General features: G+C 71.5%; 19 protein-coding genes and 1 tRNA gene. 17 read left to right on the forward strand and 3 right to left on the reverse strand.

Annotated elements, in window-relative coordinates; translation table 11 throughout:
* Positions 1-64: 64 nt before the first annotated feature.
* From EUA98_RS12315 to EUA98_RS19770, 7 genes are all read left to right on the forward strand, one after another.
* Positions 65-370, forward strand: a complete 306-nt coding sequence (locus EUA98_RS12315; RefSeq protein ID WP_130102991.1) for a hypothetical protein — start codon at positions 65-67, stop codon at positions 368-370.
* Positions 371-548: 178 nt separating this feature from the next.
* Positions 549-803, forward strand: a complete 255-nt coding sequence (locus EUA98_RS12320; RefSeq protein ID WP_130102992.1) for a hypothetical protein — start codon at positions 549-551, stop codon at positions 801-803.
* 15 nt (positions 804-818) lie between these two features.
* Complete coding sequence (locus EUA98_RS12325) at positions 819-1,466, forward strand: hypothetical protein (protein WP_130102993.1); 648 nt, start codon at positions 819-821, stop codon at positions 1,464-1,466.
* Between the two features lie 3 nt (positions 1,467-1,469).
* Complete coding sequence (locus EUA98_RS12330) at positions 1,470-1,655, forward strand: hypothetical protein (protein WP_130102994.1); 186 nt, start codon at positions 1,470-1,472, stop codon at positions 1,653-1,655.
* A 325-nt stretch (positions 1,656-1,980) separates the two neighbouring features.
* Entirely contained in the window at positions 1,981-2,343 is a 363-nt protein-coding gene (locus tag EUA98_RS12335) for a phage terminase small subunit (RefSeq protein ID WP_207219076.1), read from the forward strand.
* Positions 2,344-2,837: 494 nt separating this feature from the next.
* On the forward strand, positions 2,838-5,321 hold the full coding sequence (locus EUA98_RS12340) for a phage tail tape measure protein (RefSeq protein WP_242511459.1): 2,484 nt from the start codon (positions 2,838-2,840) through the stop codon (positions 5,319-5,321).
* Between the two features lie 35 nt (positions 5,322-5,356).
* Positions 5,357-5,506 carry a hypothetical protein gene (locus EUA98_RS19770; protein ID WP_165372821.1) on the forward strand — a complete coding sequence of 50 codons (150 nt, stop codon included), beginning with the start codon at positions 5,357-5,359 and terminating at the stop codon, positions 5,504-5,506.
* A gap of 153 nt (positions 5,507-5,659) precedes the next feature.
* Here the strand turns inward: EUA98_RS19770 and EUA98_RS12345 are convergent.
* Together EUA98_RS12345 and EUA98_RS12350 are read right to left on the reverse strand one after the other, a co-directional pair.
* Positions 5,660-5,732: transfer RNA gene (locus tag EUA98_RS12345), tRNA-Arg, on the reverse strand.
* Between the two features lie 101 nt (positions 5,733-5,833).
* Positions 5,834-6,487 carry a FadR/GntR family transcriptional regulator gene (locus tag EUA98_RS12350; RefSeq protein WP_130102996.1) on the reverse strand — a complete coding sequence of 218 codons (654 nt, stop codon included), beginning with the start codon at positions 6,485-6,487 and terminating at the stop codon, positions 5,834-5,836.
* A gap of 84 nt (positions 6,488-6,571) precedes the next feature.
* Here EUA98_RS12350 and EUA98_RS12355 point away from each other — a divergent pair, with 84 nt between their 5' ends.
* The 8 genes from EUA98_RS12355 to rho all read left to right on the forward strand — a co-directional run bounded on the left by EUA98_RS12355 (position 6,572) and on the right by rho (position 18,116).
* The gene (locus EUA98_RS12355) at positions 6,572-7,837 is read left to right on the forward strand and encodes an MFS transporter (RefSeq protein ID WP_130102997.1); all 1,266 of its coding nucleotides are present in this window, start codon (positions 6,572-6,574) and stop codon (positions 7,835-7,837) included.
* Between the two features lie 73 nt (positions 7,838-7,910).
* Positions 7,911-8,843: a DUF4190 domain-containing protein gene (locus EUA98_RS12360; protein ID WP_165372822.1), complete on the forward strand. Its 933-nt coding sequence runs from the start codon at positions 7,911-7,913 to the stop codon at positions 8,841-8,843.
* A gap of 46 nt (positions 8,844-8,889) precedes the next feature.
* A complete protein-coding gene (gene argS, locus EUA98_RS12365) occupies positions 8,890-10,569 on the forward strand; it encodes an arginine--tRNA ligase (RefSeq protein ID WP_130102999.1) in 1,680 nt (559 codons plus the stop codon).
* Positions 10,570-10,658: 89 nt separating this feature from the next.
* Positions 10,659-11,993 carry a diaminopimelate decarboxylase gene (gene lysA, locus EUA98_RS12370; protein WP_242511461.1) on the forward strand — a complete coding sequence of 445 codons (1,335 nt, stop codon included), beginning with the start codon at positions 10,659-10,661 and terminating at the stop codon, positions 11,991-11,993.
* Positions 11,994-12,295: 302 nt separating this feature from the next.
* The gene (locus EUA98_RS12375) at positions 12,296-13,651 is read left to right on the forward strand and encodes a homoserine dehydrogenase (RefSeq protein ID WP_242511452.1); all 1,356 of its coding nucleotides are present in this window, start codon (positions 12,296-12,298) and stop codon (positions 13,649-13,651) included.
* Positions 13,651-14,721 (forward strand): threonine synthase, encoded by a 1,071-nt coding sequence (gene thrC, locus EUA98_RS12380; protein ID WP_130103002.1) that lies wholly within the window; start codon positions 13,651-13,653, stop codon positions 14,719-14,721. Before EUA98_RS12375 ends, thrC begins: the two co-directional genes overlap by 1 nt.
* Before the next feature lie 27 nt (positions 14,722-14,748).
* The gene (gene thrB / locus EUA98_RS12385) at positions 14,749-15,684 is read left to right on the forward strand and encodes a homoserine kinase (protein ID WP_130103003.1); all 936 of its coding nucleotides are present in this window, start codon (positions 14,749-14,751) and stop codon (positions 15,682-15,684) included.
* A 284-nt stretch (positions 15,685-15,968) separates the two neighbouring features.
* Positions 15,969-18,116 carry a transcription termination factor Rho gene (gene rho / locus EUA98_RS12390; RefSeq protein WP_207219077.1) on the forward strand — a complete coding sequence of 716 codons (2,148 nt, stop codon included), beginning with the start codon at positions 15,969-15,971 and terminating at the stop codon, positions 18,114-18,116.
* A 42-nt stretch (positions 18,117-18,158) separates the two neighbouring features.
* Here rho and EUA98_RS12395 read toward each other — a convergent pair whose 3' ends face one another.
* Positions 18,159-19,505, reverse strand: coding sequence for an asparagine synthase-related protein (locus EUA98_RS12395; protein ID WP_130103004.1), 1,347 nt, complete (start codon positions 19,503-19,505; stop codon positions 18,159-18,161).
* 238 nt (positions 19,506-19,743) lie between these two features.
* Between EUA98_RS12395 and rpmE the strand changes: the two genes are divergently transcribed.
* Both rpmE and prfA read left to right on the forward strand, forming a co-directional pair.
* Entirely contained in the window at positions 19,744-19,992 is a 249-nt protein-coding gene (gene rpmE / locus EUA98_RS12400) for a 50S ribosomal protein L31 (protein WP_130103005.1), read from the forward strand.
* Positions 19,993-20,112: 120 nt separating this feature from the next.
* Positions 20,113-21,207: a peptide chain release factor 1 gene (prfA, locus tag EUA98_RS12405; protein ID WP_130103006.1), complete on the forward strand. Its 1,095-nt coding sequence runs from the start codon at positions 20,113-20,115 to the stop codon at positions 21,205-21,207.
* The last annotated feature ends 34 nt before the right edge of the window (positions 21,208-21,241 follow it).

A 21,241-nucleotide genomic window follows, 5' to 3' on the forward strand; every position in this document is an offset into this window, starting at 1 on the left:
CAACCAGCCCGCCGACAACACCGGAATCGGGTTAGCCGCTTAACACCCACCGGCCTCAACTACCTTGACAAATTCCGAAGCCGTCATCACGACCATCTGCGCTGTCTCGGCGAACGACACGACGACAGCCGGGGTGGCGTACCTCGAGGCTCGTGCTCGTGCGGGCTCGAGCCTGGGGCAGAGCACGATCCTGGGCGTCACTGCCGGCGCGAGTGTGTACGTCTCGGGCGGGACGGTGGCCTACACGGAGGTGCTGGCACTCGCTGGCGGCGCGACCGTCACGGCTGGGCTGCAACTCAGGGCCAGCAACGGAGCGGCCTATATGTCGTGGAAGGCGCAGGCGTCGACAAGCGTGGTGTGGACGAGGTGACCGCCCCCGCCAACGTTCCGACGACCTCTCTCGCGCGCGCACGCGAGGCGGACGAGACCACCGAGCATGCGCCGAACTGCACCGCGAGCTACTGGCGGACCGAGCGCTCGACGTCGGGGCTCGAGGTCCGCAGGTGTCTTGAGTGCGGCTGTCTCGAACTCAGGACCGAGGCGACATCGTGAGCGCCCCGGTACCCGCCCCGCCGGCCACACGCCGGCCCGGGACGCACGTCCGGTCATTCCTCGCGTTCGTCACAACCACGGAGGGTGCGCCCGAGATCCGCGTGCGCTACCGCGAGTCCGCCGAGGGTTGGCGCTGGTCCTGTGACACCTGCGGCCAACGCCGCGAACCCACCTGCCCGCACGCGCAGGCAGCGCACTACCTCACCGCCCCGGCATCAGCCGAGGCGACCACGACCCAGCACGACAACTGAGAGCAGGCACCACCGATGCGCTACACCCACAACCCCATGACCCACGACGGCAGCGCCCGGTTCAACCCCGAGTCGCGACCGCCGTTGGACCTGTTGCCTAAGGCCCTGGCCGATCTGCTCACCGAGCGCGACCGGCTCGCACGTCAGACAAGCGCTGCGCTCGCCGCGATGCGCGACCTCGAGGGCGAGGCTCACGACATCGCAGCCCGACAGGCCGACGCCGACACCGCAGCGACCGCAGCCCGCGCGGGCAAGGCGATCCCCAAGGCGACCGCCACACCCAAGCTCGAGGCCGACCGGACCGAGGCTGCCCGCAACCTCGCCGCACAGCAGACCGCGTTCACCGACTCGACCAACGAGTGCTCAGCCCTCGCGGGCGATATCCGGTGGCCGCTACAGCAGCCCGCCGCCGACGCACGAGCCAAGGCACGCACCGATGTCGCGGCCCTGGTCGATCAGCTCGCGACCGCGATCGAGACCGCCGTCGCAGCGGGCGCAGTCACCGACTGGTTCAACGGTCCCGGGTACTACGCACCGGCTCAGACGTGGCTCACCGACGCCGTACCCGACTCCGCCCGCTACGGGCTGGGCCACCACAACACCACCCCCTACTCCGTCCGGTCGATCATCGCCGGCGCCGCTCTCACCGTCCTGGAGGACTGACCCATGACCACCCACACCAGCCACCTGTCCAACGCCGCACGCCTCGAACGTCGCATCGCCGCAGCCTCCGCCGTCGCCGCGCCCACCGATGCCAACGGGCAGACCATCGGCAAGCCCGCGACCTACACCTATGACCAGGACGGCCGCATGGTCAGCGCCACCGCCGCCGCACCGGACGACGCCGCGTGACGTTCGCCCCAGCAGCGATCGCCGTGCTCGAGGCCCACAACCTCGAGCACGGCGTGACCCGCGTCATCGTCTCGGCGCTCGCCTACCCCCACGATGGGCAAGGCCACGCCCGCTGCTACGCCTGCCCTTGGCAGACAGTCGACGCCACAACGGCGCTATCTCAGGCCAAAGGGCTCGCACATCTGCAAGAACACACCCGATCCGAGGACATCGCGACCCCTCAAGGGGTGGGCGGGGACCGACGCCTCGCCTCGCTTCTACGCACCGCCGGTGATGCAAGTTCCCTCCCGACCGAGCAGATAGACCCAACAGAGAGGACCGCGTGATGCCAGGCCCCGCCGCGAACCCGACCAAGCCGAACTCTCGGCACCGCTCCCCGGGCGCCCGCTCGGGACTCCTCGAGCTCCCCGCCGATGGGTGCGACCTGCCTATCCCGACGTTGCCGCGCGGGAGGGCGTGGACGGCCGAGGAGCGCAAGCTGTGGCGCAACCTGTGGAAGTCCCCGCAGGCGAACGAGTGGGATGACTCCTACGTGGCCGCCGTGGCCGCCTACGTGTGCCACGCGAGCGCGATCTACGACTCGAGCGCATCGGCCTGGCAGGCACAGGAGATGCGCCACCTAGGCGGGCAGCTCGGTCTCACGCCGGCGGGGATGACGGCGCTCGGGTGGGTGATCCGCCATGAGTGACAGGAGGGCCGCTAGGGCGGCGGCGATGCGCGGCGAGGTCCGTTCGGGCGCGTTGCGTGTCCCGGTCGAACTGCTGGACGTACAGCACCCGTGCTGGCGCTCTGCGAGGTCGACGTCGGCGTGGTTCACCCGGCATCGGCTGATCGAGCGCCGGGTGCACGCGGATGAGTCATGGCCGCGCCGGTATCAGGACGCCGTGAAGGTCTGGGCCGCCGAGAACGGGCTCATGCACCAGATGTGGCCGCTCGTGGTCGACGCCGCTCGGCTCCGCGCGCTCGGGATACAGACGAGCGGGATCTCGCGGCTACTGCACAAGACGAACCCAACCCACACGAACAGGAGCAACGCAGATGGTTAGTCGATCCGTATCAGTGAAGTTGAAGGCAGAGGTCGCTGACTTCAACCGCTCGATGAAGGACGCCGCGAAGTCGACGGAGGACATCGGGACATCGGCTGACAAGTCCTCCAAGGCCAGCTCGTCGGCGTTCGGCAAGATGGTCAAGTCCGCTGACGAGAACAGCGCGGCATGGACGAACGTCGGGACCGCTCTCCTGGGCATCGGCGTCGCGGCGGGCGCGGGCGTCGGGCTCGCGATCTCGAAGTTCGCTGACTTCGATCAGGCGATGTCCAACGTCAAGGCGAGCACGCACGAGACGACCGGGAACATGGATCTCTTGCGCGCGGCAGCGATGCAGGCCGGGGCAGAGACGCAGTACAGCGCGACCGAGGCAGCGGGCGCGATGGACGAGCTCGCCAAGGCGGGGATCTCGACCACCGACGTCCTGGCAGGCGGGCTCGACGGCGCGCTGAGCCTCGCAGCGGCTGGCGCGATGGACGTGGGCCAGGCTGCCGAGATCGCGGCGACGGCGCTCAACATATTCAACCTCGAGGGCTCCGACGTCCCGCACGTCGCCGACCTCCTGGCGGCTGGTGCGGGTAAGGCTCAGGGGTCCGTCGAGGACATGGGCATGGCCCTTAAGCAAGCCGGGCTTGTGGCCTCACAGACCGGGCTCAGCATCGAGGAGACCACGGGTGGCCTCGCGGCGTTCGCCAGCGCGGGACTGATCGGCTCGGACGCCGGGACGAGCTTCAAAGCGATGCTCTCCCGCCTCACCCCACAGTCGGCCGAGGCTCAGAAGGCGATGGACGAGCTCGGGATCTCGGCGTATGACTCTGGTGGCAACTTCGTCGGGCTCTCCGAGTTCGCGGGCAACCTCCAGACCTCGATGAAGGACCTGACCCCCGAGGCTCGCAACGCCGCGATGTCGGTCATCTTCGGCTCTGATGCGGTGCGCGCGGCGAGCGTGCTCTACAACGAGGGCGCGACGGGCGTGGAGGCATGGACGGAGAAGGTCAACGACCAGGGCTACGCGGCCGAGACCGCGGCGCTCAAGACGGACAACCTGCGCGGCGATCTCGAGCGTCTTGGGGGGGCGTTCGACACGGCGCTCATCCAGACGGGCTCGAGCGCTAACGCGATCCTGCGCGACATGACCCAGAACCTCACGGGCATGGTCGATGCGTTCGGGAGCGCACCCGAGGGCATCCAGGGCACGGCGCTCGCCATCGGCGGGACGGTCGCGGCGGTGGGTCTGCTCGGCGGTGGGTTCCTCATCGCCGCCCCGAGGATCGTGGAGACGAGCAACGCGCTCAAGACGATGGGGCTCTCTGCCAACGGGGCCAAGATCGCCATGAGCGGCGTCGGGGCCGCGCTCACGGTCGGACTGATCGGGGTCACGGCATGGGCCACCGCGCAGGGCGAGGCGGCGCAGAAGGTGAGTTCGCTCGCCGACGCACTCGACCAGCAGAACGGCGCGCTGACGGAGAACTCAGCGGCGTGGATCTCGGCTGAACTGACCAAAGATCAGTCGTTCGGGATCAACAACAGCAAGTCGATGGTCGAGGCCGCCGAGCAGATGGGAGTCTCGATCGAGACCCTGACGCGAGCCTACGAGGGTCAGCCGAAAGCGATGGCCGCGGCGACGTCGGGCGCGAAGGAGTGGATGGACAACAACTTCTCGATGTCCCAGAAGAACGAGGGCATGGCGCAGCGGTTCATCACGAACATCGAGGACCAGGGCGCTCGACTCACGGATGCCAAGGGGATCGTCGCCGCGAAGCTGCTCATCGACCAGGAGGCCACGGGCGCACAGGATGCGCTCTCAGCCGGATACGAGTACACGAGCGTGTCGATCACGGAACAGGTCGACGCGCTGACGGAGCTCATCGGGATCCAGTCCGAGGCGTCCGGTGTCGTCATGTCCGAGCGTGATGCGCAGCGCGGTCTACAGGCTGCAATCGACGACGCTACGGCATCGCTCGAGGAGAACGGAAAGACGCTCGACATCACGACCGAGAAGGGTCGCGCGAATCAGGCGGCGCTTGACGGGATCTCCGAATCTGGCTGGAAACTCATCGAGTCGATGCGTGCGAACGGTTCATCTCAGGCTGAGATTCAGGCTCAGATGGGCTCGACGCGCGAGGCATTCCTGCTCGCGGCCGACGCAATGGGCATGGGTGCTGAAGAGGCAGGAATCCTCGCTGATCAGCTCGGGCTCATCCCGGCGAACGTCGTCTCTCAGGTGACGATCGATACCGAGAATGCACAGCGGGCGATCGACGCATTCCTGACGAGCAACGCCAATCACAAGGTGACGATCGCCACAGGAATGGGCGGCGCGGGTGGTCAGACGGCCTATGCGGACGGCGGCTACACGGGCGACGGCGCGAAGTATCAGCCCGCGGGCATCGTCCACAAGGGTGAGGTCGTCATCAAGGCATCGTCCGCGAAGAAGTTCGGCGTATCGAACCTGCTCGCAATCAACGCGCGCGGGTATGCCGAGGGCGGGCTGGTTGGTGCGGGCTCGAGCGGTGCCAGCGTGGCATCGAGTGCGACCTTCAATATCACCGAGATCAGCGACCCGGCAGGCACGGCAGCAGCGGTCGCGCGGCGCCTGGCGATGATGCGAGCCGTCTAGGGTTCAGGTACTACCAACAACGAGGAGCCGTTGAGATGACCGAGAGCAGCACCAACCAGCCGGAACCTGCCGAGTGCCCGATCTGCGCGGCCCTCACGCGCAACCTGACCAAGCACACGGACTGGCACGGCAAGACGTCGCCGGAAGCGACCATTCGGAAACTGAACATGAGCGGCGCGGTCTGATCTGTCGTACCTGACACACGAGCGCCCCTCGACCCCACACCAGGGCCGAGGGGCGCGTCGTTGTGGCGATCGGGTGAAGTCCGCGAGATTCTCGATCTCGAGCGGATCTGGCACGTACCTGGCACGGCCGGACGTTTGTGCAGGTGAGAAGGGTGCCCGCGAAAGGATTCGAACCTTCGGCCTTCCGCTCCGGAGGCGGACGCTCTATCCACTGAGCTACGCGGGCCAGTGCCACCATCTGGCACGGGGCAAGACACTACCGCACGCAGACGGACCCCCGTGATCGCCACCGGCACGGGCATCGCCACCCGCACCGGCGCCAGCGGCTCAGCCCTCGCCGAGCTGCTTGGAGAGGTAGGTCGTGATCTCCCGGACGGCGCGCTCGTCGTCGCCGGCGGCGATGGCGTCGACCAGGCCGTCGTGGTTGTCGTCGGTGTGCGTGGGGCGCTCGAAGTTGAACCGGATGTTCTCCCCGATCGCGCCGAGCAGGTTCTCGTACAGCGAGAGCAGCACGGGGTTGCGGGCGGTCCGCGCGATGGCGCGGTGCAGGTCGAGGTCGGTGGACACCATGGCGTCGAGGTCACCCGCGCTGTAGGCCGCGGTGCGCGCTTCGCGGTGCGCGATCAGGTCGGCCACGTCCGCGGGGGTACGCCGGTGCGCCGCCAGGCGGGCGGTCTCGACCTCGAGCGATCGGCGCACCTCGAGGACGTCGCGCTGGCGGGCGTCGGCGATCTCGCGACCGATCGTCACTCCGAGCTCCGAGCGTGCCACCACGTAGGTGCCGGAGCCTTGACGGCGCTGCAGCAGGCCGGCGTGCACGAGCGACTGGACCGCCTCACGGACGGTGTTGCGCCCCACCCCGAGCATCTCGGTGAGGGCGGGTTCGGCGGGGATGCGGCTGCCGACGGGCCACGTGCCGCCCGTGATCTGGGCGCGCAGCCGGTCGACGGCCTGATCGATAAGACCGGTTCGACGATTCATCCCAGGTATTCTCCTTGACTAGCGATGCGGTGCAGTCAACTCCCCTCGCTCTCTCCACGCCAGTCCGCGCACAGAACGAGGCCCATGACCGCGCTCACCGTCCGTCGTCCATGGCGCGGGCGGTGGGTTGCCGTGATCGGCGTCGTGCTCGTGGGGCTCAATCTGCGGATCGCGGTGGCGGCCGTCTCGCCGATCCTCACCGCCGTGCGCGCCGACGTCGCGCTGACCGACCCGCAGATCGGCATCCTCGGGACGATCCCGGTCGTCTCGTTCGCGGTGTTCGGCTCGCTCGCGCCGCTGCTTGCGCGCCGGTTCGGCCTCGAACAGGTCCTGGTCGCGGCGATGGCCGCCAGCGCGATCGGCGAGATCGTGCGTGCGACGACCAGCACCCCGGCCGGCTTCCTGGCCTGGACCGTGATCGCGTTGGCGGGCATGGGGATGGGCAACGTGCTGCTGCCGCCGCTCGTCAAGCGGTACTTCCCCGACCGGATCGGCGCGATGACGGCCGTCTACTCGATGGCGATGGCGTTCAGCACGACGATCCCCGCGCTGCTCGCGGTTCCCGTGGCCGAGGCGATCGGCTGGCGCCTGACGCTCGCCTCCTGGTCGCTGGTCGGGCTCGTCGCCGTCGTCCCCTGGGTGGTCGTGATCGTGCGGACGGTGGTGGCGCGCCCGGCCAGCCCGCCGCGCCGCGCACCGGGCCGCGTGACGCGCACCCCGCTCGCGTGGGGCCTGGCGATCCTGTTCGGGATGAACTCGCTCAACGTCTATGCGGTCTTCGCCTGGCTGCCCCTGGTCCTGGCCGATGCCGGGTTGACGGCCGACGACGGCGGGCGGTGGCTGGCGCTGTTCGCGATCCTCGCGCTGCCGGGCTCCTTCGTGGTCCCACCGCTGGCCGCCCGGATGCGCAACGCGCTCCCGCTGGTCCTCGCGCTCGCGGCCTGCTTCGTCGTCGGCTACCTCGGCCTGATCTTCTCGCCGAGCCGCGGGACCGCCGTGTGGATCGTCTTCCTCGGGCTCGCGCCGAGCGTCTTCCCGCTCGTCATCACGCTGCTCAGCCTCCGGACGAGGACGGCCGCCGGGGCGGTGGCGCTCTCCGGGTTCGTGCAGGGGATCGGCTACGCCGCGGCGGCGCTCGGGCCCCTGCTCGTCGGGATCCTCCATGGTGCGACGGGGACGTGGACGGCGGCCCTGGCGTTCCTGATCGGGACGGTGGTGGTGCTCGCCGTGGCGGGGGTGGTCGCGTGCCGGCCCGGGATGCTCGAGGACCTCTGGGGTCCGCGTGGTGGCGACGCCGCGCCGGACGCGCCGGAAGATCAACCCGCAGTGGTGGCCGCACCCCTACGCTGAGCAGGCACAACACATGGGTGCTGTGCCTGAGGTGGTCGACGGCGAGTCGGCCCGAACGAGTGACAGGGATGCCGTGAGCAACGACCAGCAGGGGCCCGACGCAGGAGCCGAATCGGAGCCGGGGTACGCGGAGCAGGCGGGCTACGCGCAGCAGCCGGGATACGCCCAGGAGCAGGGCTACGCGCAGCCGCAGCACACGGCGCAGCCGCAGGGCTACCCGCAGCCGCAGGGCTACGCGCAGCAGCCCACCTACGCCCAGCCCACCGGCTACGCCCAGCCCGGTGCGTACGGCCAGCGGCCGACCTCGACCGACGGCTTCTCGATCACGGCCCTCGTCACCGGCATCCTCGGCTTCGGGGTCATCCCGATCGTGTTCGGCATCCTCGGGCTCAAGCGGACCAGGGCGAACGGGACCTCCGGCCGCGGGCTCGCGATCGCCGGGATCGTGCTCGGTGCGCTGGTGACCCTCTTCTGGGGCCTCTTCATCGCGCTCGTGCTGATCGCCGGCGTCGGCACCGCGACGTTCGACCTCGGCGACACGCAGAGCGAGCTGTCGGTCGGTGAACCGTCCGCGGAGCCCACCGCGGCGAGCGAGGAGACGAGCGACGAGACCGGCGTCGAGACCGGTCTCACCCCGCTGCTCGACGTTGCGCCGCTCGAGGTCGCGGGCTTCGCGACCGACGGGTTCGTCCCGCAGGACGCCCTGGTCGCGGCCGGCGCGCTCGAGTCGTACACCGCGAGCTACACCGACGGCACCAGCGTCGTCGAGGTGTTCCTGACCGACTGGACCACCGAGGCCGAGGGCGAGGCGTGGGCCACGACCCAGGACGCGGCCTTCACCCCGGACCAGCTGGTCGACCAGGGCGACGGTGGCGACGAGGTCGCCTACCGGATCTACGAGGTCGGCGACGTGACGACGATCGTCGCCACGAACTACACCGCCGCGCTCACCCTGCGCGGCCCGCACGACGCCGTCATCGCGATCTACCTGGACTACCCGCTCTGACCGGCGCGGCGCGGAGCGCCGGCGGACACTCGGTAAACTCGCGCAGGTGACACCTGCGAGCCTTTCCGACGCCCTGCATGCCGCCCTGACCGACGCCGTGGCCGATGGCACCTTCGCCCTCGACCCGGCTGACCTCCCGACCACGGTGCACGTCGAGCGTCCGCGCCAGCGCGAGCACGGCGACTGGGCGACCAACATCGCGATGCAGCTGGGCAAGAAGGCCGGCATGGCGCCGCGCGCGTTCGCCGAAGAGCTGGCCCGGCGCCTCGCCGCCGTGCCCGGAGTCAGCGCCGTGGACGTCGCGGGCCCCGGCTTCCTCAACATCACGTTGCTGGCGTCCGCCGCCGGCGAGCTCGTCCGCACGGCCGTCGAGGCCGGTGCGGCGTTCGGGCGCGGCGACGCGCTCGCGGGGGAGTCCATCAACCTCGAGTTCGTCTCGGCCAACCCGACCGGGCCGATCCACATCGGCGGGGTCCGCTGGGCCGCCGTCGGCGACTCGCTCGCACGGATCATGCAGGCCGCCGGGGCGAAGGTCGCGCGGGAGTACTACTTCAACGACCACGGGGGGCAGATCGACCGGTTCGCCCAGTCGCTGCTCGCGGCGGCCCGCGGCCAGGACGCGCCCGAGGACGGGTACGGCGGTGCGTACATCTCCGAGATCGCCGACCAGGTCATCGCCGGTGCCGCCACCGCCGGTCGGCCCGATCCGCGCACCCTGCCCGACGACGAGGCGCAGGAGGCGTTCCGCGCCGCGGGCGTCGACCTGATGTTCGCGGAGATCAAGGCGTCGCTGCACGCGTTCGGCGTGGACTTCGACGTCTACTTCCACGAGAACTCGCTGCACGACTCCGGCGCCGTCGACCGCGCGATCGCCCGGTTGCGCGCACTGGGCCGGATCTACGAGAAGGACGCCGCGACCTGGCTGCGCACGACGGACTTCGGGGACGACAAGGACCGGGTCATCATCAAGTCCGACGGCGAGGCGGCGTACATCGCCGCCGACCTGGCGTACTACCTCGACAAGCGCGAGCGCGGCTTCGACCGCGTGATCATCATGCTCGGTGCCGACCATCACGGGTACGTCGGCCGGATGATGGCGATGTGCGCGGCGTTCGGGGACACCCCCTGGACCAACCTCGAGATCCTCATCGGCCAGATGGTCAACCTCCTCAAGGACGGCCAGCCGGTGCGGATGTCCAAGCGCGCGGGCACGGTCGTCACCATCGACGACCTGGTCGACGCCGTCGGGGTGGACGCCGCCCGGTACTCCCTGGCCCGCTCGTCGACCGACTCGATGCTCGACATCGACCTCGACCTGCTCACCAAGGCGACGAACGAGAACCCCGTGTTCTACGTCCAGTACGCGCACGCCCGCACAGCGAACGTCGCCCGCAACGCGGCCGACGCCGGCGTGCGTCGTGCGGACGGCTTCGATGCGTCCCTGCTCGACCACGTCGCCGAGAGCGTGCTGATCGGGGCGCTCAGCGAGTACCCCCGCGTCGTCGCGCAGGCGGCCGAGCTGCGCGAGCCGCACCGGGTCGCGCGCTACCTCGAGATGCTCGCCGGGTCCTACCACAAGTGGTACGACCAGTGCCGGGTCGCGCCGTTCGGCGACGAGGAGGTCACGGACCTGCACCGCACGCGCCTGTGGCTCAACGACGCCACCCGCCAGGTGCTCGCGAACGGGCTCGGCCTGCTCGGTGTGAGCGCCCCGGAGCGGATGTGAGCGCGCGCGACGTGGTCGTGCCGGTCAGCGCACCGGCGGGCGTCGCGACGGGATCGCCCACCGAGGACGGGTCGCCGCTCGACGGAGACCTGTGGTCGGCGGGGGTCACGCGCGGCGCGGACGGTGCGCTGCGGGTGGCGGGCGTCGACGTGCGGGAGATCGCCGCGACGTTCGGCACGCCGGCGTACGTGCTCGACGAGGCGGACTTCCGGGCGCGTGCCCGGGCCTACCGGGACGCGTTCACCCGGGCGTTCGCCGCGATCGGCACGGAGGTCGACGTCTACTACGCGGGCAAGGCGTTCCTGTCGGTCGCCGTCGCGCGCTGGGCGCACGAGGAAGGGCTGCGGGTCGACACCGCCACCGGCGGAGAGCTCGCCGTCGCGCTCCGCGCGGGCGTACCTGGAGCCGACATCGGGCTGCACGGCAACAACAAGTCCGACACCGAGCTGACGCGGGCCCTGGACGCCGGTGTCGGCCGGATCATCGTGGACTCATTGACCGAGATCGAACGCCTGGCCGACGCCGTCCGCGCGCGCGGCGACGGCCGGCCGGCGCCGGTGATGGTCCGCGTGACCACCGGCGTGCACGCGGGCGGGCACGAGTACATCGCCACCGCGCACGAGGACCAGAAGTTCGGGCTGTCGATCGCCGGCGGGCAGGCCGCCGCCGCGCTGCTCGCGGTCCTCGCGCGCCCCGAGCTCGAGCTGCGCGGGATCCACTCGCACATCGGCTCCCAGATCCTGGACCCGACCGGGTTCACCGAGGCGGCCCGCAAGCTGCTGCGTCTGCGCGCCGAGCTGGCGACCGAGAGCGGGTACCTCATGGCCGAGGTCGACCTCGGCGGCGGGTTCGGCATCGCCTACCTGCCCGACGACGTCCCGATCGACCCGGTCCGCGTGGCGGGCGAGCTCGCCCGGGTGGTCGGCGACGTGTGCGGCGTGCTGGGCACACCGGTGCCGCGCATCTCGATCGAGCCAGGCCGGGCGATCGTGGGCCCGACGACGTTCACCGTGTACGAGATCGGGACGGTCAAAGAGGTCACGGTGGACGGCCCGCCCGCCTTCACCCGCACCTACGTCTCGGTCGACGGCGGCATGAGCGACAACCTGCGTCCGGCGCTGTACGACGCCCGGTACACCGCCGCGCTGGCCTCCCGGACCGGGAGCGCCGAGCAGGTCCAGTGCCGGGTGGTCGGCAAGCACTGCGAGAGCGGCGACATCGTCGTGCACGACGTGTTCCTGCCCGCCGACGTCGCCCGCGGCGACCTGCTCGCGGTGCCCGCCACGGGCGCGTACGGCCGGTCGATGGCGAGCAACTACAACCACGTCCCGCGCCCCCCGGTCCTCGCGGTGACGAACGGCACGGTCCGCACCCTGATCCGCCGCGAGACCGAAGCCGACCTCCACGCCCTCGACCAAGGCTGACCCACCACCTCCCGCCCGGACGAACCGCGAGTGCGGGCAACATGCTGTTCGGACGGCCTGACCAGCAGCGCAAGTCCCGCACTCGGCGGCCGGTGCGGCCGGTAGGGCGGGTCGGGAGGGGCCGGAGGCGGGGTCGGCACCCGTATCCTGAGACGGCCGTCCGGGAGAGTACCTGGACGGCAAGGATTCCCTCGCCCTCTGCGGCCCGTGGGGTCGTGCGGGCGCGCAGGCATCCTGCGGCCGCGGGACGTGCACGCGGGAGCGGTACGGGCAGGTCAACGGATGAAGGGTGGCGCGCACACGTGGCAGCTTCGGACGGTGCGCCCGCGGGCGCCGCACAGGGGCGCGCGCTGCGCCTGGCCCTCCTGGGCTGCGGGGTCGTGGGCACGCAGGTCGTCCGGCTGCTCGCCGAGCAGGGTGCCGACCTCGCCGCGCGCGTCGGTGCGCCGCTCGAGCTCGTCGGCATCGCCGTGCGTGATCTCGACGCTTCTCGCCCCGGCATCGACCGGGCCCTGCTGACCACCGACGCGGCGGCGCTCGTCGAGCGCGCCGACATCGTCATCGAGGTGATGGGCGGGATCGAGCCGGCCAAAACGCTGATGCTGCGCGCCATCGCCGCCGGGGCGAGCGTCGTGACCGCCAACAAGGCGCTGCTGGCGCAGGACGGTCCCACGCTCTACGCCGCCGCCGACGCCGCCGGGGTCGACCTGTACTTCGAGGCCGCCGTCGCCGGCGCGATCCCGCTCGTGCGCCCGGTACGCGAGTCGCTCGCCGGGGACAAGATCCGCCGGATCCTCGGGATCGTCAACGGCACCACCAACTACGTGCTCGACCAGATGGCGACCGAGGGCCTCGACCTCGCGAGCGCCGTCGCGCAGGCCCAGGCGCTCGGGTACGCCGAGGCCGACCCGACCGCCGACGTCGAAGGCTTCGACGCGGCGGCCAAGGCCGCGATCCTGGCCTCGATCGCGTTCCACACCCGCGTGCCGCTGAGCTGCGTCCAGCGCGAAGGCATCACCGGGGTCACCGCCGACGACGTCGCCTGGGCCGCGCGCACCGGGCACGTCGTGAAGCTGCTGGCGATCGCCGAGATGACCGACGCCGGCGTGTCGGTGCGCGTGCACCCCGCCCTCGTCCCGACCAGCCACCCGCTCGCCGGCGTGCACGGCGCGTTCAACGCGGTGTTCATCGAGGCCGAGGCCGCCGGTGGGCTGATGTTCTACGGTCGCGGCGCCGGCGGGGCACCGACCGCGTCCGCCGTCCTGGGCGACGTCGTCTCGGCCGCGCGGCACCGCGTGCTCGGGGGCCGCGGCCCGGTCGAGTCGCGCTACGCCGACCTGCCGATGCTGCCGGCCTCGGCCGCCGTGACCCGGTACCAGATCCGGCTCGACGTGGCCGACCGGCCGGGCGTGCTCGCGCAGGTCGCCGCGGTGCTCGCGCAGCACGGCGTCTCGATCGAGGCCGTCCGGCAGGCCCCCCGGCCCGACGGCGGCGCGCCGGTCGTCCCCGGCGGACCTGCCGTCCCCGGCGCGCTGGCCCACCTGATCATCACCACCCACGCGGCGACCGACGCCGCGCTCGCGGCCACCGTCGCGGCGATCGCCGAACTCGACTCGGTGACCGGTGTCGTGTCCGTCCTGAGAGTTGAAGGAGCCTGATGGCCCACCAGTGGCGCGGAATCATCGCCGAGTACGCCGACCGGCTGCCCGCGCACGTCCAGACGCACGTGGTCACGCTGGGGGAGGGCGGCACGCCGCTCGTCCCGGCGCCCGCGCTGTCCGTGCGGACGGGCGCGAACGTGTTCCTCAAGGTCGAGGGGATGAACCCGACCGGGTCGTTCAAGGACCGCGGCATGACGACGGCGATCTCCGCGGCGGCCTCGCGGGGCGCCAAGGTCGTCGTGTGCGCGTCGACCGGCAACACCTCCGCCTCCGCGGCGGCCTACGCGGTCGCGGCCGGCATGGTCTGTGCCGTGCTGGTTCCCGACGGCAAGATCGCGATGGGCAAGCTGAGCCAGGCGATCGCGCACGGCGCGCGCCTGCTGCAGGTCGACGGCAACTTCGACGACTGCCTCATCGCCGCGCGCAAGCTCGCCGACGCCTACCCGGTCGAGCTCGTGAACTCGGTGAACCCCGACCGGATCGAGGGGCAGAAGACCGGCGCGTTCGAGGTCGTCGACACGCTCGGCGACGCGCCGGACATCCACGCGCTCCCAGTCGGCAACGCCGGCAACATCACCGCGTACTGGAAGGGCTACACCGAGTACGCGGAGTCGGGGCCCGCCACCCGGCTCCCGATGATGTGGGGCTTCCAGGCCGCCGGTTCGGCCCCGATCGTGCTGGGCCACCCGGTCACCTTCCCCGAGACGATCGCGACGGCGATCCGGATCGGCAACCCGGCGTCGTGGGCGCAGGCGGAGGCCGCGCGCGACACGTCGGGCGGGCTGATCGAGGCCGTCACGGACGAGCAGATCCTGGCCGCGCACCGGATCCTGTCGCGCGAGTGCGGCGTGTTCGTCGAGCCCGCCTCCGCGGCCGGCGTGGCCGGGATCCTCATGCTCGCGGAGCAGGGCCGGGTCCCGGCGGGGGCGCGGATCGTCGTGACGGTCACGGGCCACGGCCTCAAGGATCCCCAGTGGGCCTTGCGCACGGCCGACGGCGCCGAGGTCACCCCGGTGCGGGTCAGCGCGGACGTGGTGTCCATCGCCCGCGCGCTCGAGCTCGACTAGGGCGCGCGCGGAGATGGGGGACTGCGCATGAGGCTCGGGCACGACCATGTCCGGGTCCGCGTACCGGCGACGAGTGCGAACCTCGGTCCGGGTTTCGACTCGCTCGGGCTCGCCCTCGGGCTGCGCGACGAGCTCGAGGTCCGCGCGCTGGGCTCGCCCGGTGTCGTCGTTGAGGTCAAGGGCCAGGGTGCGGGCGAGGTGCCCGACGACGAGACGCACCTCGTGATCCGGGCGGTCCGCCTCGCGCTGGACCACGTCGGCGCGCCGCAGACCGGGTTGCACCTCACCTGCGTGAACCGGATTCCGCACGGTCGCGGACTGGGGTCGTCCGCGGCCGCCGTCGTCGCCGGCATCTTCGCCGCGCGCGGCCTGATCGGGGACCCCGAGGCGCTCGACGACGAGGTCGCCCTCCGGCTCGCGACCGAGCTCGAGGGGCATCCGGACAATGCGGCGCCGGCCATCCTTGGCGGCGCGACGATCGCCTGGTCCGATGCCGACGACCCGAAGGCCGTCCGCATCGCGATCGATCCGGGCCTCACTCCCATCGTCCTCGTGCCCAGCACGCGGTTGGCGACCTCGCGCGCGCGCAGCGTGCTCCCGGCCTCGGTTCCGCACACCGACGCCGCGTTCCAGGCGGGCCGCGCCGCGCTGCTCATCGAGGCCCTCACCCGTCGTCCGGACCTGCTGTTCCCCGCGACGGAGGACCGGCTGCACCAGAGGTACCGCGCGGACGTGATGAGCGAGAGCCTCGCGCTCGTCGACGCCCTGCGCGCGCTCGGGGTGGCGGCCGTCGTCTCGGGTGCCGGGCCGACGGTGCTGGCGCTCGCGCGCGCGACCGGCGGCGGTGCGACCGACGCCGACGACGCGGTGCGGGCCGTGTTCGGCGGGGTCATGGGGGGCTGGCAGGTGCTGCGCCCCGGCGTGGACGGTGCCGGCGCCCGGGTCGACCGCATCCCCGGTTGAGCGGCGCCGGGCCGCTCGGGGAGCGTTCGGTTCGACCGCTCCGCGACGTCCGAAAGCGGGACTGGCGCAGGGACCGGTGCTAATATGAACGAGCCCCCTGGATCTGGATCCGAGACCGCGCACGTGCGCGCCGGCCGAGCCGGAGGCAATCCAGCCCCGCGCTTTCCGGCATCTCTGCATGCCGAGCGTGCGGCTTGAGCAACGATCCGGCCGTCTGGCGCCGGACGTAGATCGCGGCCACCTCTGCTGATCGGCTGGCCGCCGACGAGGGGGAAGGATCCTTCGTGACCGAAACCATCGATGCCGCCGTGAACAGTGCCCCGGGTGCCAACGGCACCCAGCCGGGCGTTGCGGGCGGATCTACCCGGAGCGCCGCGATCTCTGCGCTGCGCCTCCCGGAGCTGCAGGCGCTCGCGTCCCAGCTCGGGGTGACCGGGACGTCCAAGATGCGCAAGAGCGACCTCGTGGACGCCATCAAGGAGCGCCGCGACGGCCGCCCCGCCCGGGCGACGGCGACGGCGCCGGCCCAGGCGACCGCGCCGACCCGGACGGCGGCCCGGACGGCAGAGCCGCGTCGGACGACCGAGGCAGCAACAACCACCGAGGTCGCCCCCGTCGCCGTCGCCCCCGTCGCCGTCGCCGTCGCGACCGTCGAGCGTGCGCCCCGCACGCGGCGCCCGGTGCGAGGCGCCCAGCCGGAGGTGGCCGAGCAGGCTGACACCGACGAGCGCGCTGCCGCGCCGATCCTCGATGTGCGTCGCGCCGTCGCCGAGTCCCGGCAGGCCGACTCTCACCAGCACGACACCCGTGGCGAGACCAGGGGCGACCGGGCGGCCCGCGCGATCGACGCGGTCGGGTCCGTGGCGGCCGTCACCGAGCGGCCCGAGCGCACGTCGCGCCGGTCCGGTCGTGGCGTCGGCGCCCCGCAGGGCGAGCAGGTCGCGCCCGAGTACGCGCAGTCCGACGGCGACGACCGGTCGCAGCGGCAGCCGATCCAGCAGTCGAACCAGCAGGGCAACCAGGGCCAGTCCGCCCCGCCCGCGGCGAACCAGCAGGCGAACCAGGCCGGCCAGCAGCGCCAGAACCCCAACCGTCCCCTGCACCCGAACAACGCCCCGGACGAGGACGACGAGCGCGGTGGCCGTCGCCGCCGCAGCCGGGACCGGTACCGTGACCGCGATCGCAACAAGCGCACGCGCGGCGGCCGTCCGGGCGGCGCGGACAACCTCGCCGGCTACGAAGAGGTCGAGGTCAGCGAGGACGACGTCCTGCTCCCGGTCGCGGGCATCCTCGACATCAAGGACAACTACGCGTTCGTCCGCACGAGCGGGTACCTGCCCGGCGACACGGACGTGTACGTCGCCATGGGTCAGGTCAAGAAGGCCGGTCTGCGCAAGGGAGACGCCGTCACCGGCGCCGTCCGCCAGCCGCACGAGGGCGAGGTCCCGAACCCGAGCGCGGGCCGCAACAGCAAGTTCAACGCGCTGGTGCGACTCGACTCGGTCAACGGTCGTAGCCCGGAGGAGGCGCACGGTCGCCCCGAGTTCGGCAAGCTCACCCCGCTCTACCCGCAGGAGCGCCTGCGGCTGGAGACCGAGCCGAACATCCTCACCACCCGGGTCATCGACCTGGTCTCGCCGATCGGCAAGGGCCAGCGCGGCCTGATCGTCTCGCCGCCCAAGGCGGGCAAGACCCTCGTGCTCCAGGCGATCGCCAACGCGATCACGACGAACAACCCTGAGGTCCACCTCATGGTGGTGCTCGTCGACGAGCGTCCTGAAGAGGTCACCGACATGCAGCGCACGGTCAAGGGTGAGGTCATCGCCTCGACCTTCGACCGGCCGGCCGACGACCACACCACGGTCGCCGAGCTCGCGATCGAGCGGGCCAAGCGCCTGGTCGAGCTGGGCCAGGACGTCGTCGTGCTCCTCGACTCCATCACCCGGCTCGGGCGCGCCTACAACATCGCCGCCCCGGCCTCCGGGCGCATCCTGTCCGGTGGTGTCGACTCCAGCGCGCTGTACCCGCCGAAGCGGTTCTTCGGTGCGGCGCGCAACATCGAGCACGGTGGTTCGCTGACCATCCTGGCGACGGCCCTGGTCGAGACCGGCTCCAAGGCCGACGAGGTCATCTTCGAGGAGTTCAAGGGCACCGGGAACATGGAGCTCAAGCTCTCCCGTCAGCTCGCGGACAAGCGGATCTTCCCGGCCGTCGACGTCGACGCGTCCGGTACCCGCCGCGAGGAGATCCTCGTGCCGGCCGACGAGCTGAAGATCAACTGGAAGCTGCGCCGCGTGATGAGCGCCCTGGACCAGCAGCAGGCGATCGAGCTGCTCCTCGGCAAGCTGCGGGAGACCCGCTCGAACGTCGAGTTCCTCCTGCAGGTGCAGAAGACGACCGGCCCCCTCAACGCGGGTGACCGGGACCGCTAGGCACCGGATCGATCGCGCGACGCACCGGAGCCGGGCTGGATCTCACGATCCGGGTCGGCTCCGGTGCTGTTCGACCGCCTTGAGGTTGATCTCGAGGCCGAGGAGCCGGGTGATGACGGAGTCGCTGGCCGGCACGCCGGTGTGCCGCCCGGGGTTGTAGCGGGCCGGGGCCAGGACGCCCGGCAGCACCGCCGCGACGTCGATCCAGTCGAGCACGCCCCGGTCGGCCAGATCGGCGAGGTTGCTCTCGACCAGGTCGCGGATCGGGCCGGGGTGCCGGTAGGCCGCGCGGATCGCCGCGTTCGCACCGGCCGGAGCCGGCGCCCGTCCGAGCGGCCCGAGGGGGACTCCCATCCGGCCCGCCTTGCCCACCACCCGACGTCGGAGGTTGCGCGACCTGCGCGTGAACGACGGTTCGAGCACCGCGCCGCCGCCGTAGGTCGTCACCGGCAGGGAGAACAGCGTCGGGAGCGCCTGCTTCTGGATCTCCTGGTACAGGTACGCCTTCTGGCGGTACCGGGTGGGCAGGCTCAGGCAGAAGTCCAGCCAGGCCTGGCTCAGGAACGGCGTGCAGATCGTGTAGTCGCGCAGCAGACGCGTGCCGGTGTTGGACCGGGCGAGGATGCCGAACTCGAGCTGGTCGTAGAAGTACACGGTGTCGTCGTCGAACCACGGCTCCGACGGCATCGCGGACCGCGGATCGAACCCCGGGCGGGCGAGCCGTTGCCAGTCCGGCAGCAGCTGCGTCTCGAGGAACTCGTCCACCGCCGCCGTCCAGGTCCACTCCTCGCCCGCCACAGGGGTCCGGAAGTCGCCGGCCTCGTCCCCGCACAGGCCGTCCCAGAACACGTTGTCCGGCCCGACCCGCGCGTGCAGCAGATAGCTCAGGTACCGCTGGCCGAACGGGAACGGCAACGGGATCTGCCGCGCCAGGACGGAGTCCACGAGGCCCTGCGTGGTCCACTCCACACCGGCCGACCCGAGGGTCTCGTGCCGGACGCCGGCCACCGTGGCCACCCGGGCGGCGAAGTCGAAGTCCTGCTCCCCGGGCCTCCCGAACGTCACGGCGAGGATCTCGGACCGGTCGAAGATCTCGAGCAGGCTGCCCAGGATCGTGCGGGAGTCGAGCCCGCCGCTGAGGAACACGACCTGGTCCCCGCGGGTGCCCGCGGCCGAGGCGGCCTGCTCGACGGCGGCCCGCAGCGCGCGCACGCCCTCGGTCACCAGGGCCTGCTCCGACACCGTGGCCGGGTCGCGTCGCGGCCGGCGGGTCCAGCGCGCCAGCAGTCGCAGGGGATCCGGGCCGTCCGCGTCGGGGACGTACCCGAGGGCGAGGTACTGCTCGAGCTGTGCGGCGTCGAAGCCCGGCCACGACCCGTGCTCCCTCATGGAGGCCCCCCGTGCAGACTCGGTGCTGGCGTACCGGCGGTGACCTGGGACGTCTGAGGTCGAGGCTAACAATCTGGTCCTCGCCGCGCCGGGGTTCGTCGTCCCACCGGTGGGCGGATGGGGCGGGGAAACGGGAACATTCGGAACCCCGGCCCTGTTCTGGCACAATGTCCAACCGGTCTCCGGTTCACGTGAGCGCGCCGCGCTCGCGACCCGGGGCAGTTACCGAGGAGATCTCGTGAAGAAGAACATCCACCCCGAGTACGTGCTGACGACGGTGACCTGCACCTGCGGCAACACCTTCACCACGCACTCGACGGAGAAGTCCGGCGACGTTCGCGCCGACGTCTGCAACGCCTGCCACCCGTTCTACACGGGCAAGCAGAAGATCCTCGACACCGGCGGTCGCGTGGCCCGCTTCGAGGCCCGCTACGGCAAGAAGAAGGTCGCCGCGCCGGCGGTCGAGGAGACCGTCGCCCCGAGCTAGCGACCAGACCGCGCCGGTGGATCCGGGGCGCCGCCCTCCATGGCGGCTCCCGGGCCCACCGGCGTTGTTGTGTGTACCGACGCCCGACGGGTGCGGGGACGATCAACGGGAAGGTCAGTCATGAGCGAGGACTTCGGGGTCGTGGAGCCGCTGCTCGCGGAGCACGCCCACATCGAGACCCAGCTCGCCGACCCGGCGGTGCACGCCGACGCGGGCCGGGCCCGCACGCTCGGCCGGCGGTACGCCGAGCTCGGTCAGGTCGTCGCCGCGTACCGCGCCTGGCACCAGGCCTCCCAGGACCTGGACGAGGCGACCGAGATCGCGCAGGACGACGCGTCGTTCGCGGCCGAGCTGCCCGCGCTCGCGCTGACCTGCGACGAGGCGGCCGAACGGCTGCGGCGCGTGCTGATCCCGCGCGACCCCGACGACGCGCGCGACGTGATCCTCGAGATCAAGGCGGGCGAGGGTGGCGAGGAGTCCGCGCTGTTCGCCGGCGACCTGCTGCGCATGTACCTGCGGTACGCGGAGCGGCGCGGCTGGAAGACCGAGCTGATCGAGGCGACCGAGTCGGACCTCGGGGGCTACAAGGACGTCCAGGTTGCGGTCAAGTCCCGCGGTGTGCCGACGGATCCGGGTGACGGGGTCTGGGCGTCGCTCAAGTACGAGGGCGGCGTGCACCGCGTCCAGCGCGTGCCCGTGACCGAGTCGCAGGGCCGCATCCATACCTCGGCCGCCGGCGTGCTCGTGTTCCCCGAGGCAGACGACCCCGGCGAGGTCGAGATCGACCAGAACGACCTGCGCATCGACGTCTACCGGTCGTCCGGCCCGGGTGGGCAGTCCGTGAACACCACCGACTCCGCGGTCCGGATCACGCACCTCCCGACCGGCATCGTCGTGTCCATGCAGAACGAGAAGTCCCAGCTGCAGAACCGCGAGCAGGGCATGCGCGTGCTGCGTGCCCGGATCTTGGCCGCGCGGGCCGAGGCGGAGGCGGCCGCGCAGTCCGTGGCGCGGCGTTCGCAGGTGCGCACCGTGGACCGTTCCGAGCGCATCCGCACCTACAACTACCCGGAGAACCGCATCGCCGACCACCGCACCGGGTTCAAGGCCTACAACCTCGACACCGTGCTCGACGGCGATCTCGAGCCAGTCATCCGCAGCGCCATCGAGGCGGACGAGGCTGCCCGGCTGGCGGCCGCGGGCGAGCTCGTGTGACCCTGCCCGACGACGCACCGACGGGCCCCGCTGA

This window comes from Pengzhenrongella frigida, assembly GCF_004168625.1.
Lineage (GTDB): Bacteria > Actinomycetota > Actinomycetes > Actinomycetales > Cellulomonadaceae > Pengzhenrongella > Pengzhenrongella frigida.